The organism is Pseudomonas sp. SDO5271_S396 (assembly GCF_054071795.1).
Genome location: NZ_JBSVWB010000003.1, coordinates 245,782 through 272,470, shown reverse-complemented (window position 1 = coordinate 272,470; position 26,689 = coordinate 245,782). Strand labels below are relative to the sequence as shown.

The 26,689-nt window shown below is 62.0% G+C and carries 28 protein-coding genes and 1 tRNA gene; 12 read left to right on the top strand and 17 right to left on the bottom strand.

Features of this window, described 5'->3' with window-relative positions; translation table 11 throughout:
• Nucleotides 1-24: 24 nt before the first annotated feature.
• From ACW9IN_RS04445 to ACW9IN_RS04430, 4 genes are all read right to left on the bottom strand, one after another.
• Complete coding sequence (locus ACW9IN_RS04445) at nucleotides 25-993, bottom strand: FecR family protein (protein ID WP_457364732.1); 969 nt, start codon at nucleotides 991-993, stop codon at nucleotides 25-27.
• The gene (locus ACW9IN_RS04440; protein WP_457364731.1) at nucleotides 990-1,529 is read right to left on the bottom strand and encodes an RNA polymerase sigma factor; all 540 of its coding nucleotides are present in this window, start codon (nucleotides 1,527-1,529) and stop codon (nucleotides 990-992) included. Before ACW9IN_RS04440 ends, ACW9IN_RS04445 begins: the two co-directional genes overlap by 4 nt.
• A 200-nt stretch (nucleotides 1,530-1,729) precedes the next feature.
• On the bottom strand, nucleotides 1,730-2,602 hold the full coding sequence (locus ACW9IN_RS04435; protein ID WP_457364730.1) for a dihydrodipicolinate synthase family protein: 873 nt from the start codon (nucleotides 2,600-2,602) through the stop codon (nucleotides 1,730-1,732).
• Nucleotides 2,603-2,630: 28 nt separating this feature from the next.
• A complete protein-coding gene (locus ACW9IN_RS04430) occupies nucleotides 2,631-3,413 on the bottom strand; it encodes an aldolase (RefSeq protein ID WP_457364729.1) in 783 nt (260 codons plus the stop codon).
• Between the two features lie 106 nt (nucleotides 3,414-3,519).
• On the opposite strand from ACW9IN_RS04430, the gene ACW9IN_RS04425 reads away from it, so the two are divergent.
• On the top strand, nucleotides 3,520-4,047 hold the full coding sequence (locus ACW9IN_RS04425) for a helix-turn-helix domain-containing protein (protein ID WP_457364728.1): 528 nt from the start codon (nucleotides 3,520-3,522) through the stop codon (nucleotides 4,045-4,047).
• A gap of 138 nt (nucleotides 4,048-4,185) precedes the next feature.
• Here the strand turns inward: ACW9IN_RS04425 and ACW9IN_RS04420 are convergent, their stop codons facing one another.
• A complete protein-coding gene (locus tag ACW9IN_RS04420; protein ID WP_457364727.1) occupies nucleotides 4,186-5,202 on the bottom strand; it encodes a DUF4917 family protein in 1,017 nt (338 codons plus the stop codon).
• Between the two features lie 123 nt (nucleotides 5,203-5,325).
• Here ACW9IN_RS04420 and yiaY point away from each other — a divergent pair, with 123 nt between their 5' ends.
• Nucleotides 5,326-6,474: an L-threonine dehydrogenase gene (gene yiaY, locus ACW9IN_RS04415; RefSeq protein ID WP_457364726.1), complete on the top strand. Its 1,149-nt coding sequence runs from the start codon at nucleotides 5,326-5,328 to the stop codon at nucleotides 6,472-6,474.
• Here yiaY and ACW9IN_RS04410 read toward each other — a convergent pair.
• The gene (locus tag ACW9IN_RS04410) at nucleotides 6,441-7,628 is read right to left on the bottom strand and encodes an MFS transporter (protein ID WP_457364725.1); all 1,188 of its coding nucleotides are present in this window, start codon (nucleotides 7,626-7,628) and stop codon (nucleotides 6,441-6,443) included. The two genes, yiaY and ACW9IN_RS04410, sit on opposite strands and share 34 nt — an antisense overlap.
• A gap of 94 nt (nucleotides 7,629-7,722) precedes the next feature.
• On the opposite strand from ACW9IN_RS04410, the gene ACW9IN_RS04405 reads away from it, so the two are divergent.
• The 8 genes from ACW9IN_RS04405 to ACW9IN_RS04370 all read left to right on the top strand — a co-directional run bounded on the left by ACW9IN_RS04405 (nucleotide 7,723) and on the right by ACW9IN_RS04370 (nucleotide 14,850).
• Nucleotides 7,723-8,397: an NAD(P)H-binding protein gene (locus tag ACW9IN_RS04405; protein WP_457364724.1), complete on the top strand. Its 675-nt coding sequence runs from the start codon at nucleotides 7,723-7,725 to the stop codon at nucleotides 8,395-8,397.
• Nucleotides 8,397-9,308 (top strand): LysR family transcriptional regulator, encoded by a 912-nt coding sequence (locus ACW9IN_RS04400; RefSeq protein WP_457364723.1) that lies wholly within the window; start codon nucleotides 8,397-8,399, stop codon nucleotides 9,306-9,308. Before ACW9IN_RS04405 ends, ACW9IN_RS04400 begins: the two co-directional genes overlap by 1 nt.
• 158 nt (nucleotides 9,309-9,466) lie before the next feature.
• Nucleotides 9,467-10,660, top strand: coding sequence for a CaiB/BaiF CoA transferase family protein (locus ACW9IN_RS04395; protein WP_457364722.1), 1,194 nt, complete (start codon nucleotides 9,467-9,469; stop codon nucleotides 10,658-10,660).
• Entirely contained in the window at nucleotides 10,657-11,598 is a 942-nt protein-coding gene (locus ACW9IN_RS04390; RefSeq protein ID WP_457364721.1) for a hydroxymethylglutaryl-CoA lyase, read from the top strand. Before ACW9IN_RS04395 ends, ACW9IN_RS04390 begins: the two co-directional genes overlap by 4 nt.
• A gap of 59 nt (nucleotides 11,599-11,657) precedes the next feature.
• On the top strand, nucleotides 11,658-12,989 hold the full coding sequence (locus ACW9IN_RS04385; RefSeq protein ID WP_457364720.1) for an MFS transporter: 1,332 nt from the start codon (nucleotides 11,658-11,660) through the stop codon (nucleotides 12,987-12,989).
• Between the two features lie 108 nt (nucleotides 12,990-13,097).
• Nucleotides 13,098-13,508, top strand: coding sequence for a fosfomycin resistance glutathione transferase (gene fos, locus ACW9IN_RS04380; RefSeq protein ID WP_457364719.1), 411 nt, complete (start codon nucleotides 13,098-13,100; stop codon nucleotides 13,506-13,508).
• A 53-nt stretch (nucleotides 13,509-13,561) separates the two neighbouring features.
• The gene (locus tag ACW9IN_RS04375; RefSeq protein WP_457364718.1) at nucleotides 13,562-14,203 is read left to right on the top strand and encodes a LysE family translocator; all 642 of its coding nucleotides are present in this window, start codon (nucleotides 13,562-13,564) and stop codon (nucleotides 14,201-14,203) included.
• A 119-nt stretch (nucleotides 14,204-14,322) separates the two neighbouring features.
• Nucleotides 14,323-14,850, top strand: a complete 528-nt coding sequence (locus ACW9IN_RS04370) for a DUF4142 domain-containing protein (protein WP_457364717.1) — start codon at nucleotides 14,323-14,325, stop codon at nucleotides 14,848-14,850.
• Nucleotides 14,851-14,906: 56 nt separating this feature from the next.
• On the opposite strand, the gene ACW9IN_RS04365 is transcribed toward ACW9IN_RS04370, so the two are convergent.
• The 4 genes from ACW9IN_RS04365 to ACW9IN_RS04350 form a co-directional block, all read right to left on the bottom strand.
• Nucleotides 14,907-15,317 carry a low affinity iron permease family protein gene (locus tag ACW9IN_RS04365; protein ID WP_457364716.1) on the bottom strand — a complete coding sequence of 137 codons (411 nt, stop codon included), beginning with the start codon at nucleotides 15,315-15,317 and terminating at the stop codon, nucleotides 14,907-14,909.
• Nucleotides 15,318-15,397: 80 nt separating this feature from the next.
• The gene (locus tag ACW9IN_RS04360; protein ID WP_457364715.1) at nucleotides 15,398-15,898 is read right to left on the bottom strand and encodes a methylated-DNA--[protein]-cysteine S-methyltransferase; all 501 of its coding nucleotides are present in this window, start codon (nucleotides 15,896-15,898) and stop codon (nucleotides 15,398-15,400) included.
• A gap of 79 nt (nucleotides 15,899-15,977) precedes the next feature.
• Nucleotides 15,978-16,295, bottom strand: coding sequence for a hypothetical protein (locus ACW9IN_RS04355; protein ID WP_457364714.1), 318 nt, complete (start codon nucleotides 16,293-16,295; stop codon nucleotides 15,978-15,980).
• Nucleotides 16,296-16,312: 17 nt separating this feature from the next.
• Nucleotides 16,313-17,242, bottom strand: a complete 930-nt coding sequence (locus ACW9IN_RS04350; protein WP_457364713.1) for a LysR family transcriptional regulator — start codon at nucleotides 17,240-17,242, stop codon at nucleotides 16,313-16,315.
• Nucleotides 17,243-17,337: 95 nt separating this feature from the next.
• Here ACW9IN_RS04350 and ACW9IN_RS04345 point away from each other — a divergent pair, with 95 nt between their 5' ends.
• Together ACW9IN_RS04345 and ACW9IN_RS04340 are read left to right on the top strand one after the other, a co-directional pair.
• A complete protein-coding gene (locus ACW9IN_RS04345; protein WP_457364712.1) occupies nucleotides 17,338-18,501 on the top strand; it encodes an MFS transporter in 1,164 nt (387 codons plus the stop codon).
• The gene (locus tag ACW9IN_RS04340; protein ID WP_457364711.1) at nucleotides 18,498-19,691 is read left to right on the top strand and encodes an MFS transporter; all 1,194 of its coding nucleotides are present in this window, start codon (nucleotides 18,498-18,500) and stop codon (nucleotides 19,689-19,691) included. Before ACW9IN_RS04345 ends, ACW9IN_RS04340 begins: the two co-directional genes overlap by 4 nt.
• Here the strand turns inward: ACW9IN_RS04340 and ACW9IN_RS04335 are convergent.
• From ACW9IN_RS04335 to uca, 7 genes are all read right to left on the bottom strand, one after another.
• Nucleotides 19,680-19,988, bottom strand: coding sequence for an addiction module antidote protein (locus tag ACW9IN_RS04335; RefSeq protein WP_457364710.1), 309 nt, complete (start codon nucleotides 19,986-19,988; stop codon nucleotides 19,680-19,682). The genes ACW9IN_RS04340 and ACW9IN_RS04335 overlap by 12 nt on opposite strands.
• The gene (locus ACW9IN_RS04330) at nucleotides 19,988-20,284 is read right to left on the bottom strand and encodes a type II toxin-antitoxin system RelE/ParE family toxin (RefSeq protein ID WP_457364709.1); all 297 of its coding nucleotides are present in this window, start codon (nucleotides 20,282-20,284) and stop codon (nucleotides 19,988-19,990) included. Before ACW9IN_RS04330 ends, ACW9IN_RS04335 begins: the two co-directional genes overlap by 1 nt.
• A gap of 326 nt (nucleotides 20,285-20,610) precedes the next feature.
• Nucleotides 20,611-20,684, bottom strand: a tRNA-Gly gene (locus tag ACW9IN_RS04325).
• Between the two features lie 230 nt (nucleotides 20,685-20,914).
• Nucleotides 20,915-21,799 (bottom strand): alpha/beta fold hydrolase, encoded by an 885-nt coding sequence (locus ACW9IN_RS04320; RefSeq protein WP_457364708.1) that lies wholly within the window; start codon nucleotides 21,797-21,799, stop codon nucleotides 20,915-20,917.
• Nucleotides 21,800-22,102: 303 nt separating this feature from the next.
• Nucleotides 22,103-22,795 (bottom strand): pseudouridine synthase, encoded by a 693-nt coding sequence (locus tag ACW9IN_RS04315; protein WP_457364707.1) that lies wholly within the window; start codon nucleotides 22,793-22,795, stop codon nucleotides 22,103-22,105.
• Nucleotides 22,795-23,007 (bottom strand): cysteine-rich CWC family protein, encoded by a 213-nt coding sequence (locus ACW9IN_RS04310; protein ID WP_457364706.1) that lies wholly within the window; start codon nucleotides 23,005-23,007, stop codon nucleotides 22,795-22,797. The genes ACW9IN_RS04315 and ACW9IN_RS04310 overlap by 1 nt, the downstream gene beginning before the upstream one ends.
• A 47-nt stretch (nucleotides 23,008-23,054) precedes the next feature.
• Nucleotides 23,055-26,678: an urea carboxylase gene (gene uca, locus ACW9IN_RS04305; RefSeq protein WP_457364705.1), complete on the bottom strand. Its 3,624-nt coding sequence runs from the start codon at nucleotides 26,676-26,678 to the stop codon at nucleotides 23,055-23,057.
• Nucleotides 26,679-26,689 lie beyond the last annotated feature (11 nt).

Below are 26,689 nucleotides of genomic sequence, written 5' to 3'. Positions count from 1 at the left end.
TTCTCAAATAAGAATGTCGTGAGGTTATTTGCTTGATTCGATCCTGACGATGCCGTCGGCCGACGCCACGGTTTTCACCGGCAGCAGGGCGGGCAGGGCATTGAGCAGGGCATCGGGGTCGTTCACATCGAGGCTGCCCGAGACCTTCAATTGCGCCACGGCATTGCTCACCTGCAACGGCGCCTGGGGCCGATAGAGACTCAATTCGTCGATCAGGCTGGCCAGCTCGCGATTGCGAAACGACAAGTGGCCACTGCGCCAGTCGGCGACTTCTTCAGCGCTGAGGCTTTGCTGTTGCACAGTGCCCTTGGCGAAGCTGTAGCTGGCGCGTTGGCGAGCGCCGAGCAACAGGGCCGGGCTTTTTGCGTCCGGCTCGAAGGCGACCTGGCCGTGGGCCACGCTGACCACCAACTGCTGTTGGCTGCGTCGCACATCGAAACCGGTGCCGACGACGCGCACGCTGGCCTCGCCGGCTTGCACGAACAGGGGGCGTTCCTTGTCGGCAGCCACCTCGATGTACAACTGGCCCTTGTCCAGGTGCACGATGCGCTGATGCGTCGTGAAATCCACGCGCAGACGGGTGTTGGCATTCACGTACAAGGTGCTGCCATCGGGCAGGTTCAAGGTGCGCATGCCTTTGGCGTGGGCAGCCACTTGGGTGTGGTAGAGCTCGCGCGGCGCGTCGATCTGTGTGGCCAGCACCGCGCACAACAGGGCGGCGGCCACGGCCAGGGCCGGGCGCCATACCGAGGGCTTGCGCCGGGGCAAGGCCACGGGTTTGTTCAGTTGTTGCAGTTGGGCGAGGTCCGCCCACAGTTGTTCGAACTCGGCGTACGCACGGGCATGGGCCGGCTCCGCCTGCCAGGCGGCAAAGGCTTTGCGGTCGGCGCGCTCCGGCTCGTTGCGGTTGCGTGCAAACCAGCTGGCGGCCTGGGCATCGATGGAGTCGCTGTCCTCGATGTCCAGGGCATCGATGTCGCTCAGGCGGTTCATTCTGGCTGCTCCGTGCCGGGTTCGTGTTGAAGGCGTCGCTTGCAGTGCAGCAGGGCAAAGGCGATGTGCTTTTCCACCATGCTGGTCGAAATGCCCATGCGCTCGGCGATCTGCGTCTGGCTCAGGCCTTCGAAGCGGTGCAGCATAAGGGCTTCTCGCCTGCGGGGCGAGAGTTCGGCGAGGACTTCTTTCAACTGTTCCAGGCGTTGCAAGCGCTGCGCGGCGGCCATGGGGTCGTTTTGCTCGTCGGTGACAGGCTCGGTATACAGGTCGGCCTGATCAGAGTGGACGGTCTGCCGTACCTTCTGTTTGCGCCAGTGATCGCGCAACAAGTTGCGCGCCATCTGGAACAGAAACGCCCGTGGCTGCTCGACGTTGGCGCGGTCGCGGTAGTCCAGCCATTGGGTAAAGACATCCTGTGTCATGTCCGCCGCGTCGCTGGCGTTGTCGGTGCGCTTGCGCAGGTAATACAGAATATCTGCATAAAACCCGCGAACGGCATCGACCGACGACGGGTCGGGCTTGGGACGAGACATGGATACCCTTCTTGACGAAGCACGACGTAGAAAAGTCGTGAATGGTATCGAGAACCATTGTCATTTGTCTCTATTTTACGGATGCACGCAATAAAAAATGTGGAAGCGGGCGGGCTCGCGAAAGCGGTAGGTCAGCCGATTTATCCATGGGCTGACACATTGCATTCGCGAGCCAGCCCGCTCCCACAGGGGATCGTGGCTTAGCGCAACAAGGTTTTCAGTTGTTCGATCCCTGCCTCGCCAAGTGGAAAAACCGGCAGCCGAGGATCACCTGCTTCCAGCCCCGTGAGGCGCAGCCCCGCCTTGATGGTGGCCGGCAACCCGCCCTTGAGGATGAAGTCGAGCAGCGGCAGTTGTTGATAGAACAACGCCCGCGCCGTGGCCAGGTCATTGGCCAGGACCGCGTCGTACAAATCCAGGTTGAGCTGCGGGATCAGGTTCGGCGCCGCCGTGCACCAGCCTTTCGCACCGGCCGCAAAAGCCTCCAGCGCCAGCGGGTTGCAGCCGTTGTAGAACGGCACGTCGCTCTGGCGCCGCAACTGGTGCATGCGCTGAATGTCCCCGGTGCTCTCCTTGACCATGGTCACGTTGGCGACCTGCTTGACGATGCGCAGGATCAAGTCCACCGACATATCCGTGCCGCTGGTGGCCGGGTTGTTGTAGAGCATGATCGGCACGCCGATGCTGTCGCCGATCGCCGCGTAGTGGGCGAGGATTTCCGCTTCGCTGAGCTTCCAGTAGGAGGCCGGCAGCACCATCACCACGTCGGCCCCATGGGCTTCGGCGTAACGCGCGCGGCGCACGGCCTTGGCGGTGGTCAGGTCGGACACACTGACGATGGTCGGCACGCGCCGGGCGACTTTTTCGATGCTGTAGGCGCTGACTTCGTCCCACTCGGCATCGCTCAGGTAGGCGCCTTCGCCGGTGCTGCCCAGGGGCGCGATGGCGTGGACGCCGCTGTCGATCAAGCGGTCGATGGAGCGCCCCAGCGCGTCGAGGTCGATGCGTTGGCCGTCGGTGCTGAACGGGGTGATGGTGTAGCCGATGATGCCGTGAATGGTTGGGCTGGACATGGAAAGTCTCCGGTCGAAAAGGGGCGGATCAGTTCAGGCAATCGGCGTGTTTGCGCAGGTTCTGCCGGGCGTAGTAATTGAACGCGGCGCCAAAGCGCTTGGGCTTGGAGATCCAGTCATGGGCCTCGCGTCCCAGCTCCGGCAAAATCGGCTTGATCGTGCCCGCCGACATCGCCAGCAATTGCAACTTGGCCGCGCGCTCGATCAACTGGGCGATCACGCAGGCTTCCTCGATGCTCGCCCCGGTGGACAACTGACCGTGGTGCGACAGCAGGATCGCGCGCTTGTCGCCCAGTGCCGTGGTGATGATTTCACCCTCTTCATTGCCCACCGGCACGCCGGGCCAGGCCTCCAGGAAGGCGCAGTCTTCGTAGAGCGGGCAAAGGTCCATATGGGATACCTGCAGCGGCACCTCCAGCATCGACAACGCGGCAATATGAGTGGGGTGCGTATGGATGATGCAGTTCACATCCGGCCGCCCGCGATACACCCAGCTGTGGAAGCGGTTGGCCGGGTTGGGGATGCCATGGCCTTCGAGTACTTCAAGGTCTTCGTTGACCAGCAGCAGGTTGCCGGCGGTTATCTCATCGAAACCCAGGCCCAGTTGCTGGGTGTAATAGGTACCGGCTTCAGGCCCGCGCGCGGTGATCTGCCCGGCCAGGCCGGAGTCATGGCCGTTCTCGAACAGAATGCGACAGGTGAGCGCCAGCTTTTGCCGGTCGGTCCACGTATTATCCGCCAGGGTGTTTTGCATCTGGATCAGGGCTTGCTTGACCAACTGGTCTTTGGGGAGTGCTAATGTCTTGGCCATGTCTGTGTCCTTTGGGTTAGAGCAAATGACACTAAAGATCCTATATGACACTTTGTGTCATTCGCAAGCGCAGCTTTTGATTTTCGGCAGGGATTAACCGCAAAGCATGTCTATCCGTTTGAAAGTATTGAGAAAAAAACTTGGCGTAACGCTGGAGGTCCTGGCTGAAAAAACCGGGATGACCAAGAGTTACCTCTCCAAGGTCGAGCGCGGGCTCAACACGCCGTCGATTGCCGCCGCGCTGAAACTGGCCAAGGCCTTGAGCGTGAAGGTCGAAGAGCTGTTCAGTGAAGACCGTGCGGGCCTCGACAGCTACAGCCTGGTGCGCAGCCATGAGCGGCCGGACACGTCACCGGGTTACGCGGTGCTCGCCCATCAGGTCAGCGAGCGCAGCCTGCTGCCGTTCATCATCTACCCGCCGACGGAGTTCACCGACAAGAGCTTCAAGGAACACCTGGGGGAGGAATTTTTGTTTGTGCATGAAGGCCAGGTGGAGGTGGACTTCATGAACGAACGGGTGATCCTGGAGCGCGGCGACGCGTTGCACTTCAATGCGCAGAAACCGCATCGACTGAGATCAGTCGGTGATGTGCAGGCGCAATTGTTGGTGGTGGTGCACAGCGCCGAAGAATGACACTGATGTTTGCCTGAAATGCGATCCATGTGGGAGCTGGCTTGCCTGCGATGGCATCACCTCGATTCAACTGACAGACCGAGTTGCCGGTATCGCAGGCAAGCCAGCTCCCACAGTTGATCTCCTTTGTTCGCAAGATCAGCGTTCGACCGGCACGGACAAGGCCGGGTTGCCCAGCGCATGGGTGCGCGCCGCAAAGAATCTCAGTTGCACACCCGTGCCCTCGAACAACGCCGAATACCGCCGCTTCTGTTGACGAATAAACCCGTCACTGCGCCCCGACACCGAAATCGCCAACGTCGTCAGCCCGGCCTGGCGAATCGCATCCACCAGGTGCTTGTCCTGCGCTCCCAGCTCATGGCCGAAGAGGCACAGCGCCCCCTCATGGGTCAGCAGTTGCTCATAGCAGAACGACAGGTAATCCGAGCTGCGGATAGTCTTGAGCTTCTCCTCGACAGTGCCTTCGCTGACAAACAGCGGCACGTCGTCCAGGGTCTTGAGCGTGTTGTTGATGGCAAAGCTGCTGAGCAGCGTGCTGTCGGTGGACGGCAGCTTGCGCGCGGTGCCGTCGAGGTTGCGCACCAGGTGCAGGCCGCCGTGCAGGTAGAGAATGCGCGTGGCGTCGGTGCGGGTGTTGCGCAGGTCAAAGCTGGCGTCGGCGCTGCGGAACAGGTCGTCGATGCCCGGCGCATGCAGGGTTGCCCAGTAGTTGAGCAGGTCGTAGTTGCTGGTGAATACCGTCGAGTATTGCTTGAGCTCATGGTTGATGGTCGCCAGCGTCGAAGGCTGCACCAGGCGCCACGGAATGTGCACGCTGTGGATGGTGTTGATCAACGCTTCCTTGATCGCGTAGTAGCGATTGCGCGGTGCCGCCGAGCTGACCGCCAGGGCCTTGTTGACCCGGCTGGTGGTTTTCAACGCGCCCAGGGCCTGCTCGAAACTGCGGGTTTGCAGAGCGTCGAACACGCTCAGCTCGGACGCGCTCAGGGGTTTTTCTTCGACGGTGCGGGCGTTTTCGAACAATGAGTCGTAGGCAAAGTCTTCCCAGATCGTACGGCTGGCGCCGTTGCCGATCAGAATCCCGTTGAAGTCGATGGCACTGCGCAGGGCGCTCCAGTCTTCAAGGTGGGCGTCAATATCCTGGAAATCCTTCATCGCGGCGGGTCTACTCGAAATCGGCGGAAGAGGGACTTTATCACGGGCAAGCGTTGATCCTGATCAAGATGCGGTGCCCGTCACCGGTCGATGCTGTGGGCATACCGCCTCTGAGGATTCACCATGAGCAGCACCTTCTTCATTCCCGCCGTCAACATCATGGGCATCGCCTGCCTCGATGACGCCATGGGCGCCATCCGCAACTACGGGTTTCGCAAGGCATTGATCGTGACCGATGCCGGGCTGGCCGACGCTGGCGTGGCGGGGATGGTTGCCGAAAAACTGGCGATGCAGGACATCGACTCGGTGATCTACGACGGCGCCAAGCCCAACCCCACCGTGGCGAATGTCGAGAAAGGCCTGGCATTGCTGCAACAGAGCGCCTGTGATTTCGTGGTGTCCCTGGGCGGTGGTTCGCCCCACGACTGCGCCAAGGGCATCGCTCTGTGCGCCACCAATGGCGGGCATATCGGCGACTACGAAGGCGTCGACCAATCGAGCAAGCCGCAACTGCCGCTGGTAGCCATCAACACCACCGCCGGCACAGCCAGCGAAATGACGCGCTTCTGCATCATCACCGACGAAACCCGCCATGTAAAAATGGCGATTGTCGACCGCAACGTCACGCCGCTGCTGTCGGTCAACGACCCGGCGTTGATGGCCGGCATGCCCAAGGGCCTCACCGCCGCCACCGGCATGGATGCCCTGACCCATGCCATCGAAGCCTACGTGTCCACCGCCGCCACACCGATCACCGACGCCTGCGCGCTCAAGGCCATCGAGCTGATCAGTGCCAACCTGCGCCTGGCCGTGCGCGACGGCAGCGACCTCGCCGCGCGGGAAAACATGGCGTATGCGCAGTTCCTGGCGGGCATGGCTTTCAATAACGCGTCCCTGGGGTTCGTGCATGCCATGGCCCACCAGTTGGGCGGTCTGTATGACTTGCCCCACGGCGTGTGCAACGCGGTCTTGCTGCCCCATGTGCAGAGCTTCAATGCCAGCGTCAGCGCCGAACGCTTGAGCCACGTGGGCCGCGCGCTGGGCGCCGACATCAAGGGACGCACACCGGAAGAGGGCGCCCAGGCCGCCATCGCCGCCATTCGCAGCCTGGCCCATGACGTGGACATCCCCGCCGGCCTGCGTGAACTGGGTGCCAAGTTGCAAGACATCCCGCGGCTGGCCACCAACGCCTTGAAAGATGCCTGCGGGCTGACCAACCCACGGCGGGCGGATCAGCGTCAGATCGAGGAGATTTTTCGCAGCGCGTTTTGACCCCTGCTGCAAAGGGCGACGCACAGCCCCGCGCCGCTCGCCAGCCCGACGCAGAACAGCGCAAATGGCCACGCTTGCTGACTCACCAACAGGCTGGCCACACCGCCGATCAATGCAGCCATCAACTGATGCATGAAACCGCTCAATGCCATGGCGTAGGAGCCGCTTATCGGTGACGTGTCGTTGGCCAGTGACAAACTGATCGGATAACTCATCGACTGGCCGAGCACCGCCAGGCAATACGGCAACCACAGCAAGACGGCGAGCCCGCTGGCAAACACACTGCCCAGCAACATCATGGCCGTTCCCGCCACCACCAACGCCACTCCCCAGCCCATCATCCTCAATCGCCCTGTGTGAGCGACGAAGCGATTGACCATCACCGCTCCTGCCAGGTAAGCAGCGCTGATCGGCCAGCCCAGCCAGCCGTATTGCGCGGAGCTCCACTCGAAACGCCCCTGAAGGATCAACGGTGTACACGTGTTAAAGGCGATGATTACGCCATAACCCAGACCACCTGTCAGAGCAGCCTGCAAAAAAGGCGGATGTCGCACAATTGTGGCGTAGATGTGCCCTGTGGACAGCGAGGAGTCGGTTTTCGCCAACAGCGCAAACTCCACCCGATGAAGCACCAGCATCAGCACCACCGACCCAATCGCCAAGCCGTAAAAAATCGCCTCCCAGCCGAAAGCCACCTGTAGCAACGAACCCGCGAATTGGCCGATACCCAACGCGACCACAAACGTCATTCCCAGCCATGACAGCCCTTTGGCCAACAAGGCACCACTGAAACTGTCACGCACCAAAACCCGCGCCATCACTGAAACACCACCGGCCCCCAAGCCTTGGATCAGCTGCAATGACAGGAAGGATTCAACGTTGAACGCCGAAGGAATCGCAGCACTCGCCAATGCATACAAGGCGAGTGCCGCCAGCAGCACAGGCTTGCGGCCAAACCGCTCACCCAGGCTACCCCACAGCAACATCGGCAATGCCATGCCGACCAGATAGATCGCCAAAGCCAGCGCAACACGGTCTTCGGCTGCGGGGAGGGCGTGGGCGATGGCGGGAACGGCGGGAAGGTAGCTGCTGATACCGACTTGGGCGAGGAATGCGGCGGCGCAGGCCAGTGCGAGGGTGGTGGTATTGTTCAAAAACAGGCTTTTCCTTTTTCAGCGGTAAACTACCGGCAGATAGTGTATTTGTTTCTAACGTGCGGTTAATCGTTTGTCACCAAGGAACCACCCCATGAGAGTTCTATTATTCGGCGCCACTGGAATGGTTGGCCAGGGCGTTTTGCGCGAATGCCTCCTGGCGACCGACGTGCAGGAAGTGGTCGCCGTTGGTCGCACGCCGTTGACCCAGGAGCACGGCAAGCTGCATCAGGTGTTGCACAGCGACATGCTGGACTTCCAACCTCTGGAAAACCTGCTGCAAGGCTTCGACGCCTGCTTCTTCTGCCTCGGCGTTTCCTCGGCCGGGATGAATGAAACCAAGTACACCCACCTCACCTATGACCTCACCCTGGTCGCCGCCAGCACCCTGGCGCGGCTCAACCCGCAGATGACGTTTGTGTATGTGTCCGGCGCCGGTACCGACAGTTCCGAGGCGGGCAAGTCGATGTGGGCGCGGGTCAAGGGCAAGACCGAGAATGCCTTGCTGCGGTTGCCGTTCAAGGCGGTGTACCTGTTTCGGCCCGGGGTGATCCAGCCATTGCACGGCGTGCGTTCGAAAACGCCGTTGTACCAGTCCTTCTACAGCGTGTTGGGCCCGTTGTTGTCGTTTTTGCGGCGGGTGAAGCCGAGCTGGGTGGTGAGTACCGAGACCGTCGGTCGGGCGATGTTGCAGGTGGCGAGCCGGGGCGCGCCGCAACCGGTGGTGGAACAGGCCGAGATCAACCGCCTGGCCCGTGAGCGTCACTGATGCTGCACCGAAGCCTGGTGCGCCGACTGGACCTGATCACCCTGCAACTGTTCGTGGCGGTGTTCGAAGAGGGCACGCTTACCCGCGCCGCAGCGCGCGAGGCCATTGCCGTGTCGGCGGCCAGCAAGCGCCTGATGGAGCTGGAGCAGGTACTGGGTGTGAGTCTGTTCGTGCGTCGGGCCAAGGGCATGGACCTGACGGCGGCGGGCGAAACCCTGCTGCACCATGCGCGGCAGATGCTGTTCAACGTCGAAAAAATGGGCCTGGAACTGGGCGAACACAGCCACGGTGTGCGCGGCTATGTGCGCATGCTGGCCAATCTGTCGGCGATCATTCAGTTCCTGCCCGAAGACCTGCGGGATTTTTCCGAGCTGCACCCCGAAGTCAAAACCGACCTGGAAGAGCGTCCCAGCAACGGCGTGGTGCAAGGCGTGCTGGATGGCGTGGCCGACCTGGGCATCTGTTCCAGTGACACCGACACCAAGGGCTTGCCCAGCGTGACCTATCGCCTCGACAAACTGGTGGTGCTGATGCCTGCCGATCATCCGCTGGCCACGCGCGACAGCCTGGCGTTCGCCGAGACCCTGGACAGCGATTATGTCGGCTTGCACGCCGCCAGTTCGATCAACATGCGCACCCACGCCGCTGCGCGCGAGGCGGGCAGGATGCTGCGCCTGCGTATCCATGTGCCGGGGTTCGATGCGATGTGCCGGATGGTCCAGGCGAACATGGGCATTGGCATCCTGCCGCACAAGGCCTATGAGTTGTTCGGCCGGGCGCTGGGCTTGCACGCGGTGCCGTTGACGGATGCCTGGTCGGATCGCAGCCTGATCCTGGTGGTGCGCGATGAGGCGCAACTGTCGCCGGTCAGCCGCCTGCTTTTCGACTACCTGCGCAAGGCGCTGGTGTAACTGAAACCCTGTCGGCCTCATCGCGGGTAAGCCGGCTCCTACAGATGATTCCGCGGTCGTTCGTGTTTGGCGAACGCTCGTTGCCAACTGACGGTTGGATTTCTCCTGCGGCTGTCCTCTAGCCTTGGCTCACATTCCAAGAACAAGAGGTACACCCCATGACGGCTCCCTTGAGCGGTATCAAGGTGATCGAGATCGGTACCCTGATTGCCGCGCCATTCGCCGCCCGGATGATGGCCGAGTTTGGCGCCGAGGTGATCAAGATCGAAGCCCTGGGGCAGGGTGACCCACTTCGCAAATGGCGAAAGCTGCATGAAGGCACGTCGCTGTGGTGGTACCTGCAATCGCGTAACAAGAAGTCGTTGGCGCTGGATCTCAAGTCGTCCGAAGGCTTGGGTTTGATCAAGCAATTGCTTGGAGATGCCGACGTGCTCATCGAAAACCTGCGCCCCGGCGGCCTGGAAAAACTGGGTCTGGGTTGGGACGTGCTGCACGCCATCAACCCCAAGCTGACGTTGGTGCGCATCTCGGGCTACGGCCAGTCGGGCCCGTATCGCGATCGCCCTGGCTTCGGTGCCATCGGCGAGGCCATGGGCGGCATTCGTTACACCACCGGCAACCCGGATTCGCCGCCGGCGCGGGTCGGCGTGAGCCTGGGCGATTCCCTGGCGTCGCTGCACGGTGTGATCGGCGCGCTGATGTCGTTGCTGCGGGTCAAGACCGGCCAGGGCGACGGGCAGATCGTCGATGTGTCCCTGGCCGAAAGCGTGTTCAACCTGATGGAAAGCCTGGTGCCGGAATACGACATGCTCGGCCATGTGCGCGAGCGCAGTGGCGGCGCCTTGCCGGGGATTGCACCGTCCAATACCTACCTGACCGCCGATGGCGCCTACGTGGTGATCGCCGGCAACAGTGACCCGATCTACAAACGCTTGATGGCCACCATCGGCCGCGTCGACCTGGCCGAAGCGCCCGAGTTCGCCCACAACGATGGCCGTGCCGCCCAAAGTGGTTTGCTTGACGCGGCGATCACCCACTGGACCAGCAGTCTGCCCATCGATCAGGTGCTCACCGCGCTGGAGGCCGCCGAAGTGCCGGCCGGGCGTATCTACTCGGTGGCGGATATCGTCAGCGACCCACATTACCAGGCGCGCGACATGCTGCTGGATGCCGAGTTGCCCGGCGGGGTGTCGGTAAAGATGCCGGGCATCGTGCCCAAACTCTCGCAAACCCCCGGCGGCGTGAACTGGCAGGGGCCGACCCTGGGCCAGCACACCGATGACATCCTTGGCGGCCTGGGCCTGACCGGTGCCGATATCCAACGCCTGAAAGCTTCGGGAGTGGTGCAATGATCGCTGATTATTCCGACGCGCTGATCGTGCAGGAAGTGTCCCCGCGCGACGGCCTGCAAATCGAACCGACCTGGGTCGAGACCTCTGACAAGATCGCCCTGATCGACCAGCTTTCCCTCGCCGGGTTTTCGCGGATCGAAGCCGGTTCGTTCGTCTCGCCCAAGGCCATTCCGGCGCTGCGTGATGGCGAGCAGGTGTTCCAGGGCATCAAGCGCCAACCCGGGGTGATCTATGTGGCGCTGATTCCCAACCTCAAGGGCGCGCAACGGGCCATCGAGTCCCGCGCCGACGAGCTGAACCTGGTGATGTCCGCCAGCCAGACCCACAACCTGGCGAACATGCGCATGGGTTGCGAGGCCTCCCTGGCGGCGTTTGGCGATATCGTCAACGTTGCCGGCGACTATCCGGTGCGGCTCAACGGCAGTATCGCCACCACTTTCGGGTGCCCGTTCGAGGGCAGGATCGATGAAGACCGTGTGTTGCAGATCGTCGATGCCTACCTTGAACTGGGCATCCAGGGCATCAGCCTGGCCGACACCACTGGCATGGCCAACCCGCGCCAAGTGGAGCGTCTGGTCAAGCGCGTGTTGCAACGCGTATCCGCCCGTGACCTGACCCTGCATTTCCACAACACCCGTGGCCTGGGGCTGTGCAATGTGCTGGCCGCCTACGAGGCTGGCGCTCGTCGTTTCGACGCGGCGCTGGGTGGCTTGGGCGGTTGCCCGTTTGCGCCGGGAGCGTCGGGCAATATCTGCACCGAAGATCTGGTGAACCTCTGTGAAGAGGTGGGTATTCCCACCGGCATCGACCTGCCGCACCTGCTGCAAATGTCCCGCCGCCTGCCGGCCCTGCTCGGCCATGAGTTGCCCGGCCAGGTGGCCAAGGCCGGGCGCAACTGCGACCTGCATCCCCCACCGGCTTACATCGCCACGCTGTAACGCCGCACCAGACAACAAAAACAATCGGACGCCTGTGAGCAGTCCGCTGGAGAGAAAGCATGAACACCAATGCCTTAGAGGCCGGCGCGCGCCCGGCTGCTGAAATCGATGCCGAAAAAGCCCTGGTCAGCAAGGTCGCCTGGCGCCTGATGCCGTTGATCATGGTGTGTTACCTGTTCGCGTTTTTTGACCGGATCAACATCAGCTTCGCCAAGTTCCAGCTGCAATCCGACCTGGGCTTGAGCGACACCGCCTATGGCCTGGGCGCCGGGTTGTTCGTGGTGGGTTATGTGTTGTTCGAAGTGCCGAGCAACATGATGCTGTACAAGGTCGGCGCGCGCCGCTGGATCGCGCGGATCATGATGTCGTGGGGCCTGGCCACGGCGGCCATGGTGTTTGTCACGGCGGAATGGCAGTTCTATGGCCTGCGTTTCCTCATCGGCGCCATGGAGGCGGGTTTTGCGCCCGGCGTGCTGTATTACCTGACCCTGTGGTTCCCGCAGCACTTCCGTGGGCGCATCACCTCGATGCTGTTTCTCGCCTCGGCGTTTGCGGGTCTGGTGGGGGCGCCATTTTCCGGCCTGGTGCTGGAACACCTCGACGGCGTGCTACAGATGCGCGGCTGGCATTGGTTGTTCCTGCTGGGCGGCTTGCCGTGCATCGGCCTGGGGTTTCTGGTGCTGACGATGCTCAAGGACCGTATCGAAGACGCGCAGTGGTTGACGCCAGCGGAGAAGACCTTGCTGGCCAGTCGAATCGCCAAACATGAGCCGCATCAGCACGGCGGCTCGTTGCTGTCGGCGATGCGCATTCCGGGCTTTTTGATGCTGGGCTTCATCTACTTCCTGATCCAGGTGGCGTCATACGGCCTGAACTTCTGGGCGCCGCAGCTGATTCGCAGCGCCGGTACCCAGAGCCCGGTGATGATCCGCCTGCTCACGGCGATTCCGTATGTGTGCGGCGCCATCAGCATGGTGGTGATCGGGCGCCTGTCGGACGCCACCGGCGAACGCCGCAAGTTTGTCAGTGGCCTGGTGCTGCTGGGCGCGGTGGGCTTTTTCAGTGCGGGCATCTTTGCCGACCACACGACCTTCCTGATCATCGCCCTGGGCATGCTGGGCGCCGGGATCATCGCCTCCATTCCGACGTTCTGGACCCTGCCACCCAAGCTGCTGGCCGGCGCGGGTGCCGGTGCGGCCGGCGGTATCGCGGTGATCAATACCCTGGGTCAGTTCGGTGGCATCGTCAGCCCGGTGATGGTGGGGCGCATCAAGGACCTCACCGGCAGCACCACGCCCGCGCTGTATGTGATTGGCGTGTGTGCGTTGTTGGCGGCGGCGTTGTTGCTGTGGGGCCTGCCGCAAAAGCTGCGGACTCTCGATAAGGGCTGATCGGCCCGACGGTCCCCGTGTGATATTTGCCGGGGCGGGGCTTGCGGTGGCTGGCTTGACAGGTGCAGGGTGTCCTTTCCGACAGCCACCGATGACAGGACCGACACGATGCTTTCAGGTTTCAACCACTTGACCCTGGCGGTGAGCGATGTACATCGCAGCGTGGGTTTCTACCACGCGTTGCTGCAGTTGACGCTCGAGGCGACCTGGGACCAAGGCGCCTATCTATCGCTGCCGGGTCTGTGGCTGTGTCTTTCGTTCGATCCGTCGCGGGCTTCGCTGCCGGCGGCGGACTACACCCACTATGCGTTCAGCGTCGATGCGGCAGGTTTCACCGCGCTGGTCGCACGCCTGCGCGCCGCCGGTGTACAGGAGTGGCGCGACAATCGCAGCGAAGGCGCGTCGTTCTATTTTCTCGACCCCGACGGCCATAAGCTCGAAGCCCATGTCGGCGACCTGGCGTCGCGTCTGCAAGCCTGTCGCGCCAAGCCCTACGCTGGAATGAAGTTTTACCCGTAGCGCGGGAAGGTGCAGAATCCCTCCACCTCTCAACTGTCTTCCAGAGTTGCGCCATGACCCCATCCTTGCTGCTTGCCGTTCTCGCTTCGGGTTTTATCTACGGGATCACGCCAGGCCCCGGTGTGCTGGCCGTGTTCGGCATCGGCGCCGCACGCGGTCGCCGGGCCGGTGCGGGTTTCCTGTGCGGGCATCTGCTGGGGGATGTGATCTGGTGCAGCACCGCGCTGATCGCGATTGTGGGCGCGCGCGAAGTGGGCAGCAGCGCTTTCGACATCCTCGGCGTGCTCAGCGGCCTGTACCTGTTCTGGCTCGGCTGGCGTGCGATCCGCACCCAGCGCCGCAGCAGCGATGCGCCCCAGGGCGCGGCGCGGCACCCGTTCTGGCACGGCATTCTGTTCGGCCTGACCAACCCCAAGGCGTACCCGGTGGCGGTCGCGACCTTCACCGCGCTGCTGTCCAGCCGTGCTGAATTGCTGACCTGGTCGATGCTGCCGTCGTTGATCTTCCTGAGTTTCGTCGGTGGCCTGCTGGCCTACGCGATCCTGATCGGCGTGGTCGGCGCGCAACGGGTACGCACGGTGTACCAGCGTCACGAAATCCTCATCACCAAGCTGTGTGGCGTGATGTTTATCGGCTTTGCGATCAATGCGCTGGCGCACGCGCTGCCGGGTTTGTTTGGCAGTAAGCCGGCCTGAATCAACGACGACCGTTCGTCGCTCCGGGCAGTTTTTTCTAAACCTTTGCCGCCCTGAAAATTCGAATTCAGGGCGGGGGGCATCTTCCCGTACTTATTTTTGCTCTGGAGGAACCCATCATGAGCCGTATGGCTATCCGGTTACGCACCGCCAGTTTTGCGATGCTGCTGGGCCTCGGCGCCAGCAATGCTTTCGCCCAGTCGCCTGCCGAGTTCATCGAGCAGGCTTCGGCCAAAGGGATGGCCGATATCGAGACCAGTCGCATGGCCCACGCCAAGACCTCGTCCCAGGAAATCAAGGACTACACCATCGAGGTGATCAACGAGCGCACCCTGGCCAACCAGCACCTGGCAGCCATCGCCAAGAAGCTTGACCTGCCTGTCGCGCCGCGCGAGCAGATTGTCGACAAGGCCGAAACCTTGATGCCCGAACTCAAGGACGGCGACTCCTTTGACGCGGCCTACACCGCGCAACAGGTCAAGGAAAACGAGGATGCGATTGCGCTGTTCAAACAGGAAGGCGCAGCGTCGCAGGTGCCGGAGATTAAAGCGCTGGTCGATGAGACGCTGCCCAAGTTGGAGGAGCGTCTGCAAAAGGCCCGCGCGTTGGCCTCGACCTACGGCAAAGGCCATCAGGGCGACGGTTGAGATGATCGCGTGAAGTAAAGAAACGGCGGTGGGAAGAGGTTCCCACCGCCGTTTTTTCATGCCTGGTTCAAGTCGGTCCTGGTCGATTCTGCATTGCCGGTGTTGGTCAGGTGCATGGTGTCGGCGTCGCCGATGCTACGGTATTCCTTGCGCAGTTTTTCCAGCGCATCCAGGTCCAGGCCGTCCAGGCTGAGTACGGCGTTATGGGCGTCCTTGGTGACGCGCAGCAGTTCGTCGATCTTGATATGCAGGATGTCGTTGTCGCGGTTCTGCGTGTTCTGGATCAGGAACACCATCAGAAACGTGATGATGGTGGTCGAGGTGTTGATGATCAGTTGCCAGGTATCGTTGTAGTGGAAATACGGCCCGCTCAGGCCCCACACGAAAATCAGTGCAACGGCCGTGAAGAACGTGCGGGGGCTGCCTGCCCAGCGCGACAGCGTTTGCGAGACTGCGGAGAATTTCATGACCGTTTCCTTGGAGGGGGTGATGAAATAATGGACCGCGGTGAATCCTTGAAATTTCTTTTTACATTTGCCTGTTTGGCTTAGAGCGCGAGTTCGGCTTGATTCGGCCCTTCCAGCGCGAGCAAATATTGCTTGGCTTCCAGCCCCCCGGCGAACCCGGTCAAGCCGCCCGATGCACCAATGACTCGATGACACGGCGCAATGATTGAAATCGGATTGCGCCCATTGGCTGCACCCACCGCGCGCACGGCTTTGGGGTTGCCGATCTGCCGGGCGATCTGGCTGTAGCTGCGGGTTTCGCCAAAGGGAATGGTAAGCAGCGCTTGCCAGACCTGTTTCTGAAAGTCGGTGCCGGTGAAGTCCAGCTCCACATCGAACCGATGGCGGGTGCCGGCGAAGTATTCCTGCAACTGACGCTCGGTTTCCAACAGCACCGGGCTGTCATTGGCCTCGTGCAACTCTCCCAGGCGTACCCGGTTGGCCCGTTCCACCTCCCAGAGGATGGCGTTGAGCTTGCCATTGCGCGCCACGAGGGTGAGCTGGCCGACGGGGGAGGGCATGAGCTTGTATTCGTAGGGCATGGGTGGGTTCCTGAGGGGGGCAGTGGTTTAAGTCTGTCGGAGTGGGCGTACCGGCAAACTACGTTTCTTGCGGTTAAATTCAGAGCCAGTACCGCCATTCAGAAAGCGGCGGGTAAGCGTAAAGCCACGCTATGTGGCCGAGGGCGATAAGCACTGAAGAGGTCGAGAACATCACGGTTGAAACCAGATTGAGCCCGCTGATGATCGCGGCCATCACCGTTAACCCCTTGCTGGCGTGGTGGGCGGCGAACCAGACACCGTAGACTGATGAAGCAAGGGCGACTATCACGCCGGTGGTGCCCAACTTCATCAGCGATATCATCAGTGGCACGATCAAGACCAGGCCTAAAACTTTATAGACGGGCCGTCTTGAGTGGCCGGGATCGAGCAGGATCATCCTGAACTCCTGTGTCATCAACTGAAAACTTCAGTATTCAGGTTAGCGCCCGCGTTGGCTGTCGGTATTTGCTTGATCACCGACAAAAAGGCCTCCACCCGTACACTAGGTCGCGCTTCCTGGCGCGTCAGTACCCACAACTTCGCACAAGCATCCACCTCGACCAACGGCCTGTATGTCACGCCTTTGTTCATCAGGCTCTGCGTGCATTCGGGCACCAGGGCAACGCCTTGTCCGGCGGCCACCAGCGCAATGATCGAGGTGATTTGCCGCCCGGTCGGGCCGACGCGCAAGGGTTGCCCGTGGTGCCGGTAAAGCTGTTCGATGGACTGGTTCAACCCCGACCCGTAATCGGCTGGAAACAGGATCAGCGGATAAGCACTGAGTTGCGTGAGGCTTAGCTGCGTCTGGTCGGCCAGGGGGCTGTCGCTGGACACGGCAGCGACCAGGCGTTCTTCGCCCAGGGACAGCGCCTGCACCGCATCATCTTGCGGTAGCCTGCGGCTCAAGCCGATATCCAGCCGCCCGTCAGCGACCTGTGCGCCCAGGCTGCCGGAGGCGCATTCCACCAGGGTCAATTGCACATCGGGAAAACGCTGGGAAAACAGCTGGATGGCCTGACTGAAAAGATCCGACAGCGCAATCGAGCTGACATACCCCAATGCCAGTTGCCCGGCAGTGCCGGCGGCCAGTTTGCCGGCAATCACCTGCGCCAGCTCGACCTGTTCCAACACCCCCCGGGCGTAGGGCAGGAATGATCGACCTTGGGCCGTCAGCGTTACGGTGCGGCTGGTCCGATCGAACAGCTTGAAGCCCAGCTCCGTTTCCAGCGCGGAAATCTGTCGGGTCAGCGGTGGCTGGGCCAGGTGCAGTCGCTGGGCGGCGCGGCCGAAGTGCAGTTCTTCGGCGACCGTCAGAAAATACCGCAGCTTGCGTAGGTCGAGCATCCTGGTCCCTGGGTATTGATCGGTTCGAAATCGGTATTGGTTCAAGCGCCGCCAGTCATTCTATAAAGACCGCACAAAATAAAACGAGAGGTTTCATGAAACCGCGCTTGCATTGTGCCCGCCTGGCCCTGTTTCTGTGTGGCTGCGCGGCGTTTCTCAACCTTTATGCTACCCAGAGCATCCTGCAGACGTTTGCCGCACAGTTTCAGATCAGCGCCAGGGCGGCGGGGTGGAGCATTACCGTGACGACCCTGGCAGTCGCCATGACGGCACCCTTTGTCGGTCGCCTGACCGGGCGTTTCGAACCGCGCAGGGTGATCTCGGTGGCGGCGCTGCTGCTGGCAGTACCGGCGTGGATGACGGCCCATGCCGGCAGCTTTGCCGAAGTGCTGGCCTGGCGGTTTGTCGAAGGCATGTTGATCCCGGTGGTGTTTGCCACCAGCGTGGCCTACATCGGCGACCGATGGAGCGGGGCGACGGTCACTGAAGTCACCAGTCTGTACGTGGCGGGCACCGTGTTGGGCGGGTTCGCCGGGCGCTTTGTGACCGGCGTGATGACCGAGTATGCAGGCTGGCGCGAAGCCTTTGAATGGCTCGCGGCACTGAGCCTGATGGTGGGTGGGTTCATCCAGTTTCTGTTGCCGGCCAGTCGTGCGAAAACGAAGCGGGTCAACGTCGGTGTTTCAGGTGTGTTTCGCAAGCCCCTGTTGGCCGCCTATGCCGTGGGCTTTTGCGTGTTGTTCTCCCAGGTCGCGGCGTTTACCTACGCGGGCCTGTATCTCGGACTGCCTCCGTTCAACCTGGGGCCTGCGGCCTTGGGCACGCTTTACATGGTGTTCCTGCTGGCCCTGATCGTGATTCCCATTGCCGGGCGTCTCAGCAAGGCACGGCCCCATGCCGAATTGCTGACGGTGGCCGCGGTGCTCGGCGTCAGTGGTTCCGCCCTGACCCTGGTGCCCTCCCTGGGCTGCATCGTGGCAGGTCTGGCCCTTAGCTCCACCGGGGTGTTTCTGGCCCAGGCTGCCGCCAATGCCTTTACCACGGCCACGGCCCGCGGCAACAAGGCCGCTGCCGTTGGCGTCTACCTTACGTGTTATTACCTGGGTGGCAGTGGCGGTGCCGTTGTGCCTGCGTTGCTCTGGGAGCGCTGGGGGTGGACGGGCTGTGTGGTGCTGATCATCACCTTCCAGCTCCTGACCCTGCTGATCGCCCTGACCGGCTGGAAGCCCCCTGAACCTGAAGCGACCCCGACACCATGAACGCTACTGTCATCCTGCCCACAGCCGAAACATCCACCCGCCGCCGCGCGTTGTTCGCGGGCTGCAGCGCCCACGCCGTGCATGACGGCCTCACCGATGTCATCTACGTGTTGCTGCCGATCTGGCAGGCTCAGTTTGCGCTGTCCTACGCTCAGATAGGACTACTGCGCGGCGCCTATTCCGGGACGATGGCGGTGTTGCAACTTATGGCCAGCCGCGCGGCGAAGCGCTGGGGCCGTGCGCCGTTGTTGATAGGCGGCACGGCGCTGGCAGGCGCTGCCTACCTGTTGGCGGGACAAGCCAGCGGGTTGGGGGTGTTGTTGCTGGCGTTGTTATTGGGGGGCTTGGGGGCCAGTGCCCAACATCCTTTGGCGTCTTCCATGATTACCGACGCCTATGAAGCCGGTGGCGGCGTCAAACAGGCGCTGTCCCAATACAACTTTTCTGGCGACATCGGCAAAACCCTGATCCCTGGCCTCGTCGGGTTGCTGCTCACCGTGATCAGCTGGCGTGCCAGCGCCACGCTGCTTGGGTTGCTGGGATTGGCAGCTGCGGGGCTGTTGTGGTGGCTGATTCCCCGCCAGGCCGACAACGCCATGGCGAGTCAGAAACCCACGCCCTTGGGCGGCACCGGTTCTGCCGGCGGCCTGCGCGCGCTGATCCTCACCGGCACCCTCGACAGCGCCGTGCGCATGGGGTTTCTCACCTTCCTGCCGTTTTTGCTGCAAGCCAAAGGTGCCGGTACCGCCGGTATCGGGCTGGCGCTGACGATGCTGTTTATCGGCGGCGCCTTTGGCAAATTGTTCTGCGGTTATCTCGGTGTGCGCATCGGCATGATGAAGACGGTGTGGCTGACGGAAACCACCACGGCCTTGTTGATCGTGGCTGCGGTCTACCTGCCTTTGAGCGGGTTGATGATGCTGCTGCCGGTGCTGGGCCTGGCGCTCAATGGCACATCCTCGGTGCTGTACGGCGCGGTACCGGACCTGGCCGGTGTGGGCAAGCGAGAGCAGGCCTTCGCGCTGTTTTATACCGGCACCATCGGCGGCGGGGCGCTGGCGCCGGTGGTGTTTGGGGCCGTCGGGGATACGCTGGGTGTGCCGGTGGCAGTGATGGTGCTGGCCGGGTTGCTGCTGGTGACGTTGCCGCTGGCGTGGGGGGTGCAGCGGGCGGCACCCTCAGACAACTGATTGGTTTTCAATGTGTCCAGCCCGGGCAAACAGATCGATGCCGAGGGAGTGCAGCACCTTGAGGACGGTTTCAAAACGGGGCTTCGCGCCAGGGGCAAAGGCTTTGTAAAGGCTCTCGCGACCCATGCCCGCGCCAGTGGCGATCTTTGTCATTCCACGGGCTTTGGCGACATATCCGACGGCACGCAGAAACTCCTCGTTGTCGCCGTCGGCCAGTACCTGAGAAAGGTATTCGCTGATGGCCTCATCGCTGTCGAGAAGCTCGGCCATATCGAATGGCTTCAGTACTTGAGTCATTATCCAACGTCCTTCGCTAATTTCTTTGCTCGCCGAATATCCGCATTTTGTGAAGACTTGTCGCCACCAGCCAGCAAGATGACGACCTTCCTGCCTCTCAGAATGAAATAAACGCGATACCCCACGCCCACATCTATCCGCATTTCTGAAAGGCCTTCGCCCAGCGATTTGATATCGCCCAGGTTGCCCATGCCTGCTCTTTCGAGTCGTCGACCGATCGCTATCTTTGCTCGCAGATCACGCAGGGTTGAATGCCAGTTGATGAACGCCTGGGTTTGCTGGATCAAATAGTTCACAAGACCTCACAAGGCTAGAATGTATCTATATGGATACGGTCTGGCAACAGAAATGATGAATAGCGAGATGAGGGAGAGTGAGGGCATAGGCGGGAGCGTTCAAAGACTTTTCAATGTCTTTATATTTCAATGATTTTCAATTAAAACAATAGGTTATGTTGATTTTATGGGGGGGTTGAATAGCCTTGCAGAGCACTGGGAATTGCCTGGGTTGTATGTGTCGGATAATTCTTCAATGCCAAATCCCACCCATAAAAAAACCGGTCACCAAGGACCGGTTTCTTAACTCACCCGTCAAAAAAACTGACGTTAGAGCGAAATCTGAGTGGAGCGGGTAGAGGGAATCGAACCCTCAACTAAAGCTTGGGAAGCTTTCGTTTTGCCACTAAACTATACCCGCTCAAAGCGGCTGACTTTGTACCAGATGTTCGCCGGGATTTGAAGTTTTTCTTCAAAAATGTGTGGTTTACGTGCCTTGGGCAAGGCAAGCCGAACCAGGCTCGACGCATGCAAATGTAGGCGCTGGCTTGCCGGCGATCGCTTCACCCCAGTGTGACTGACACACCGAGGTGCCTGCATCGCGGGCAAGCCCGGCCCCACATAAGCACCCACCCCCTCCGATACTCCCTTTCAAATCGCAAACGCATGCTGTGTCTGGCCCGGGTGATAGCGCAATCGACTCGCCGGCCGCTGCCCTTCCAGAAAACCGACTACCGCCGCGCGGGTATCGCGGCAGGCCGCCTTGTGTTCCATGTCCAGAAAGTGCCCGGTGGCCTGCACGGTGCTGAAGCTGCTGTTGACCACATGCTGGCCGAACAGCCTGGCGTCCTGGGCACTGGTGTACTCGTCCCATTCGCCGTTCACGAACAGCACCGGAATATCGATCTGCCGAGCGGCCTTGAGGTAGCACAGGCGGTCGCTGTTGAGCACTTGGTGGATATGGAAGTGCATCTGCCCGTATTCATGCTCGGCCAGGCTGCTCACATGTTTGTAGTTGAAGCGCTTGAACAGCGACGGCAGGTGTTTGCCGATGGTGCTGTTGACCAGATGACCGACGCGGTCGCGGTCGAGGTTGCCGAGGTAGTCGACACCGCGCTCCAGGTAGTCGCGCATGGGCGCGTTGATCACCGGGGAGAACGAACTGATCACGGCTTTTTCCACGCGACGGGGTCGTTGGGCGAGCGCGATGAGTGTTGCCACGCCGCCCCAGGAAAATGACAGCACATGTTCGGCGGCGAAGTGCTCGATGAGTTCCAGCAGGATCTGGCCCTCCACTTCTTTCGTCAGCATATGCTCATGGCGGTTGTGGATCTTTGAGCGGCCAGCGTAGGGCTGGTCGTACAAAACCACATTGAACTGCGGGTGCAGGTTTTTCACGGTTTGGGCGAAGGAGGCCGTGGTGGCCATCGAGCCGTTGACCAGAATGATGGTCTTTGCAGGCACTTGCGCACGATAGAACTCCGTGTAAACCCGATATTGACCCTGTATATCCAACACAGCGATTTCTGGCCTCATGTCGTAAGACTCCTGGCAAGCGGGTATGGCGCGCAGATAACTCTGCACGAGCTTTGTGACAGGTAGGCATACGCCTGGAAAAGGAGGCCCATGTCGGTCCGATACGGCTGGCCGGCGGGTGTTGTTATGGCGGGCTGTTTGCCTGAGAGGCCCGTGGATCGAACGCGGGCGGGGCAAGGTGTTTCTTGGAGGTTATAGATGACTCGCCGGTCATGGCAGAACCGGTGATCTTGATTCAAGCAGCAGACCCGGGATGTCGCAAGCCGTCGCCATGGGTTTTTGCCATCACCGGCTGAACGGTCGTCAGACCTGCTTTATTTCGTCGTCGGTCAGTGCTCGATACTGGCCCGGTGCAAGGGCTGCATCCAGTGCCAGCGGACCCATTCGCTCCCGGTGCAGGCCGATCACCTTGTTGTCAAAATGCCCGAACATGCGTTTTACCTGGTGATAACGGCCCTCGATGATGCTCAAACGCGCGGTCCTGGGCCCCAGCAGTTCCAGCTCGGCGGGTTGGGTGGTGAGGTCTTCGAAGGCGAAATACAGGCCCCTGGCAAAGGTGATTGCGTACTCTGGGCCGATCACCTGTTCGGTTTCTACACAGTAAACCTTGGGCAACTTGGTCTGCGGTTGCGTCAGGCGCCGTGACCATTGGCCGTCATTGGTGATCAGCAACAGGCCGGTGGTGTTGAAGTCCAGACGACCGGCAATGTGCAGCTCGTCTTTGTCGGGCTCATCCAGCAGGTCGAGCACCGTCGTGTGTTGTGGATCCGTCGTGGCACTGACGCAGCCCTTGGGCTTGTGCAGCATGAAATACCGCGCCGGTTTGCCGGCTTGCAACACCTCATCGTCCACGCACACCCGGCTGAACTCCCGCACCTCGTGGTGAGGGTCGCTGACCGCCACGCCATCCACCGTGACCCGCCGCGCCACCAGCAACAGCCGTACTTGCTGGCGATTGAAACGGGGCAGGTTGCTGAGGAATCGGTCGACGCGCATTACCGCTGCCCGGCCCCACGCAATTGCTCGTCCACCCGCGCGCAACGCGGACACAGGCACGCCCGGTTGCGCAGCTCATCGGGCAAGGCTTCGAGCACTGCGGGGTCGATGGTGACGCTGTAGCACCAACAGGCCTGATCGGCCGTGCGCGGGTCGGCCAGGCTGCAGTCATTGCGGGCGCCGCAGGCGGGACAGAGGGAGGGTGTGGTCATGGTCGTATCGTGCAGGGCGCGGAATTCCCTGCACGATACAGCGCCGGTCAGTCCCGTTCCAGCACCGCGACCCGCTGACCGGCGCCGATGGCACTGCCCGGTTGCACGGGGATTTCCCGCACGCGCCCGGCAAACGGCGCCAGCACCGGAATCTCCATCTTCATCGACTCCAGAATCACCAGCACTTCCCCGGCGGCCACCGACTCACCGGCAGCCACCTGCACCTGCCAGAGATTGCCCGCGACAGGGCTGTCGATGCTGTACTCGTTGGCCTGCAACGGCGTGTCCTGTGCCGGGGGCGCCACCTGTTCCTCACTGTCGAAATGCGCCTGGCCACTGGCGATCCAGCGTTCGCGTTCGGCGTTGAAGGCGTGCTGCTGGTGCTCGCGAAACGCCTGGATGCCTGCCGCCTCCCGCGCCAGAAAATCCTGGTAGTCGGCCAGGTTCAACTGACTGTGTTCGATGCCCGGCTCAAAACGCCCCAGCGGGAAGTCCCGACGAATCCGCACCAGTTCATCGGCGCTCACCGGGTAGAACCGGATCTGGTCGAAGAAGCGCAGCAACCACGGTTTGCCGTCGAACGCCGCCACGTCGCGGTAGCGGTTCCACATCTGCAAGGTCCGGCCCACGAACTGATAACCGCCGGGACCTTCCATCCCATACACGCACAGGTAGGCGCCGCCGATGCCCACCGAGTTCTCGGCGGTCCAGGTTCGGGCCGGGTTGTATTTGGTGGTCACCAGGCGATGGCGCGGATCCAGCGGCGTGGCCACCGGCGCGCCGAGGTACACGTCACCCAGGCCCATCACCAGGTAGCTTGCATCAAAGACTGTGTGGCGTACCTCATCGAGGTTGGCCAGGTCGTTGATGCGACGGATGAACTCCAGGTTGCTCGGGCACCACGGCGCGTCCTTGCGCACGGTGGTCATGTATTTCTCGATGGCCAGTTGGCACGCCGGGTCATCCCACGACAGCGGCAAGTGCACGATGCGCGACGGCACTTGCAGGTTCTGCGTGGCGCACACTGCGCTCCATTCGCGGCTGATCAACGCGAGCAGGTCGGTCAAGGGCAATTGCTCGGGCTGGTAGTGAACCTGCAGCGAGCGAATGCCTGGTGTCAGGTCGATCACACCGTGCAGGGCACGGGCTTCAAGCGCCTGCATCAAGGCATGGGCGCGAAAGCGCAGCACCAGGTCCAGCTCGGGGGCGCCGACTTCCAGCAGCAAGTGGGTGTCGCCGGCGAGGCGCGCGACCAGGCGGGTGCTGCCTTCACCGATATCCAGCACCACAGGAGACTCGTTCAACTGTGGGAGCGGGCTTGCCCGCGATGGCATCACCTCGGTATGGCTGTGAGACCGAGTTGCCTGCATCGCGGGCAAGCCCGGCTCCCACAGTTGATCCCATTCCAAGGCCAGATCCCGGGCGGTTTTGAGATCGACCGGTTCGAAGCGGATTTTATCGCCGGCCTTGAGTTGCCCCAACTGCCACAGATCCGCCTCGATCACCGTCACCGGGCAGACGAACCCGCCCAGGCTCGGCCCGTCCGGCCCGAGGATCACCGGCATGTCGCCGGTGAAGTCCACCGCACCGATGGCGTAGGGGTTGTCATGGATATTCGACGGGTGCAGTCCCGCTTCGCCGCCATCGGTGCGCGCCCAGGCGGGTTTGGGCCCGATCAGGCGCACGCCGGTGCGGCTGGAGTTGAAATGCACTTCCCACTGGGTGGCGAAGAAGGTGTCGATGTACTCGGGCAGAAAATATTCCGGCGCGCCATGGGGCCCGTAGATCACCCGCAACGTGCGGGTTGGCGGCAGCGGTTCAGCGATCAATTGCTGGCCCGCCTGCCTGTCCGCCAGGGGCAGCAGATGCAGCACGTCCCCGGCCCGCAACGCCCGCCCGCCGTGCCCGCCAAACTGGCCCTGGGTGAAGGTACTTTTACTGCCCAGATACGCCGGCACTTGCAGCCCACCGCGCAGGCACAGGTAACTGCGGGCACCGGCACCGCTGATGTGGCCAAGGCTCAGTACCGAACCGGCCTCGACCGCCAGCGCGGTGTTCATCGGCACCGTTCGGTCATCCAGCAACAGCGGGATTTCGGCGCCTGTGACGGCGATGACGGCCGCGCAGTTGAAACGCAGCACCGGGCCGTTCATGGTGATTTCCAGCGCGGCCTCGCCCTCGGCATTGCCCAGCAGACGGTTGCCCAGGCGCAACGCGCGACTGTCCATCGGCCCCGAAGGCGGTACGCCCACCGCCCAGTAACCGAGGCGGCCGGGATAGTCCTGCACGCTGGTTTGCGTGCCCGCGCTGAGCACCTCGAAGGTGTGCGCGACATAGACCAGGTCTTCCAGGCAGCGGGTCCAGGGCTTGCCGCTGGCGAAGGGCGGGGCGAGCAGAATCTGGCGCAGGTAGTCGCGGTTGGTTTCCACGCCATAGAGCTGGCTGTCGCTGAGTGCCTGGTGCAGCTCCAGGCGCGCCTGTTCGCGGGTGGGTGCCCAGGCGATGAGCTTGGCGATCATCGGATCGAAGTACGGCGGGATTTCGCACCCGGCTTCCACCCAAGTGTCGATGCGCAAGCCTTCGGCTACCGGGAAGTCCACCTGGGTCAACAGCCCTGGGCTCGGCTGGAAATCCCGCCCCGGGTCCTCCGCATACAAGCGCGCCTGAATCGCATGGCCGTGGGGCTTCAATACCAACCCACACAAAGGCGGCAGTTCACCTGCCGCCAGTTGCACCATCCAGCGCACCAGGTCCACGCCCCACACTTGTTCGGTCACGCCGTGCTCGACTTGCAGGCGGGTATTCACTTCAAGGAAGTAGAAGCGCCCGTCGGCGCTGTCGTAGATAAATTCCACGGTGCCGGCGCTGCGGTAACTCACCGCTTTTGCCAGGGTGATGGCGGCCGCACACAGAGCCTCGGCCATGCCTTCGGGCAGGTTGGGCGCCGGGGTTTCTTCGAGGACTTTCTGGTTGCGTCGTTGTACGGAGCAATCGCGCACGCCCAGGGCGATGACTTCACCGGCACCGTCGCCGAACACCTGCACTTCCAGGTGGCGGGCCCGCTCGATGTATTTCTCGATAAACACGCCGGCGTCGCTGAAGTTGTTCTGCCCCAGGCGTTTGACCGCCTCGAAGCACTCGCTCAATTGCGCCGCGCTGCGGCACACGCGCATGCCGATGCCGCCACCGCCGGCGGTGCTTTTGAGCATCACCGGGTAGCCCACGCGTTCGGCGGCCAGCAAGGCGGCGTCGAGGCTGTCGAGCAGTTCGGTGCCTTCGAGCAGCGGGATCCGGTGTTGCCGGGCCAGGGCGCGGGCGGTGTGCTTGAGGCCGAACACGCGCAGTTGTTCCGGCGTCGGCCCTACAAAGGCGATGCCGGCGTTTTCGCAGGCTTCGGCGAAGGCGGCGTTTTCCGAGAGAAAGCCGTAGCCCGGATGAATCGCTGTGGCGCCACTGGCTTTGGCGGTGGCGAGGATTTTTTCCACCGCCAGGTAAGTGCCCGCCGCCGCCCCTTCACCCAGGCTGTAGGCCTCGTCGGCCTGTTGGATATGCAGGCTGGCGGCGTCGGCTTCGGCGTACACCGCGACGCTCTTGACGTGCAGGTCGCGCAAGGTGCGCAGGATGCGGCAGGCGATGGCGCCACGGTTGGCGATCAAGAGTTTTTCGAACATGGCAAAACCCT

Coding starts and splice junctions, on each gene's coding strand:
- ACW9IN_RS04445 (WP_457364732.1), bottom strand. CDS start 993: ATGAACCGCCTGAGCGACATCGATGCCCTGGACATCGAGGACAGCGAC.
- ACW9IN_RS04440 (WP_457364731.1), bottom strand. CDS start 1,529: ATGTCTCGTCCCAAGCCCGACCCGTCGTCGGTCGATGCCGTTCGCGGG.
- ACW9IN_RS04435 (WP_457364730.1), bottom strand. CDS start 2,602: ATGTCCAGCCCAACCATTCACGGCATCATCGGCTACACCATCACCCCG.
- ACW9IN_RS04430 (WP_457364729.1), bottom strand. CDS start 3,413: ATGGCCAAGACATTAGCACTCCCCAAAGACCAGTTGGTCAAGCAAGCC.
- ACW9IN_RS04425 (WP_457364728.1), top strand. CDS start 3,520: ATGTCTATCCGTTTGAAAGTATTGAGAAAAAAACTTGGCGTAACGCTG.
- ACW9IN_RS04420 (WP_457364727.1), bottom strand. CDS start 5,202: ATGAAGGATTTCCAGGATATTGACGCCCACCTTGAAGACTGGAGCGCC.
- yiaY (WP_457364726.1), top strand. CDS start 5,326: ATGAGCAGCACCTTCTTCATTCCCGCCGTCAACATCATGGGCATCGCC.
- ACW9IN_RS04405 (WP_457364724.1), top strand. CDS start 7,723: ATGAGAGTTCTATTATTCGGCGCCACTGGAATGGTTGGCCAGGGCGTT.
- ACW9IN_RS04400 (WP_457364723.1), top strand. CDS start 8,397: ATGCTGCACCGAAGCCTGGTGCGCCGACTGGACCTGATCACCCTGCAA.
- ACW9IN_RS04395 (WP_457364722.1), top strand. CDS start 9,467: ATGACGGCTCCCTTGAGCGGTATCAAGGTGATCGAGATCGGTACCCTG.
- ACW9IN_RS04390 (WP_457364721.1), top strand. CDS start 10,657: ATGATCGCTGATTATTCCGACGCGCTGATCGTGCAGGAAGTGTCCCCG.
- ACW9IN_RS04385 (WP_457364720.1), top strand. CDS start 11,658: ATGAACACCAATGCCTTAGAGGCCGGCGCGCGCCCGGCTGCTGAAATC.
- fos (WP_457364719.1), top strand. CDS start 13,098: ATGCTTTCAGGTTTCAACCACTTGACCCTGGCGGTGAGCGATGTACAT.
- ACW9IN_RS04375 (WP_457364718.1), top strand. CDS start 13,562: ATGACCCCATCCTTGCTGCTTGCCGTTCTCGCTTCGGGTTTTATCTAC.
- ACW9IN_RS04370 (WP_457364717.1), top strand. CDS start 14,323: ATGAGCCGTATGGCTATCCGGTTACGCACCGCCAGTTTTGCGATGCTG.
- ACW9IN_RS04365 (WP_457364716.1), bottom strand. CDS start 15,317: ATGAAATTCTCCGCAGTCTCGCAAACGCTGTCGCGCTGGGCAGGCAGC.
- ACW9IN_RS04360 (WP_457364715.1), bottom strand. CDS start 15,898: ATGCCCTACGAATACAAGCTCATGCCCTCCCCCGTCGGCCAGCTCACC.
- ACW9IN_RS04355 (WP_457364714.1), bottom strand. CDS start 16,295: ATGATCCTGCTCGATCCCGGCCACTCAAGACGGCCCGTCTATAAAGTT.
- ACW9IN_RS04350 (WP_457364713.1), bottom strand. CDS start 17,242: ATGCTCGACCTACGCAAGCTGCGGTATTTTCTGACGGTCGCCGAAGAA.
- ACW9IN_RS04345 (WP_457364712.1), top strand. CDS start 17,338: ATGAAACCGCGCTTGCATTGTGCCCGCCTGGCCCTGTTTCTGTGTGGC.
- ACW9IN_RS04340 (WP_457364711.1), top strand. CDS start 18,498: ATGAACGCTACTGTCATCCTGCCCACAGCCGAAACATCCACCCGCCGC.
- ACW9IN_RS04335 (WP_457364710.1), bottom strand. CDS start 19,988: ATGACTCAAGTACTGAAGCCATTCGATATGGCCGAGCTTCTCGACAGC.
- ACW9IN_RS04320 (WP_457364708.1), bottom strand. CDS start 21,799: ATGAGGCCAGAAATCGCTGTGTTGGATATACAGGGTCAATATCGGGTT.
- ACW9IN_RS04315 (WP_457364707.1), bottom strand. CDS start 22,795: ATGCGCGTCGACCGATTCCTCAGCAACCTGCCCCGTTTCAATCGCCAG.
- ACW9IN_RS04310 (WP_457364706.1), bottom strand. CDS start 23,007: ATGACCACACCCTCCCTCTGTCCCGCCTGCGGCGCCCGCAATGACTGC.
- uca (WP_457364705.1), bottom strand. CDS start 26,678: ATGTTCGAAAAACTCTTGATCGCCAACCGTGGCGCCATCGCCTGCCGC.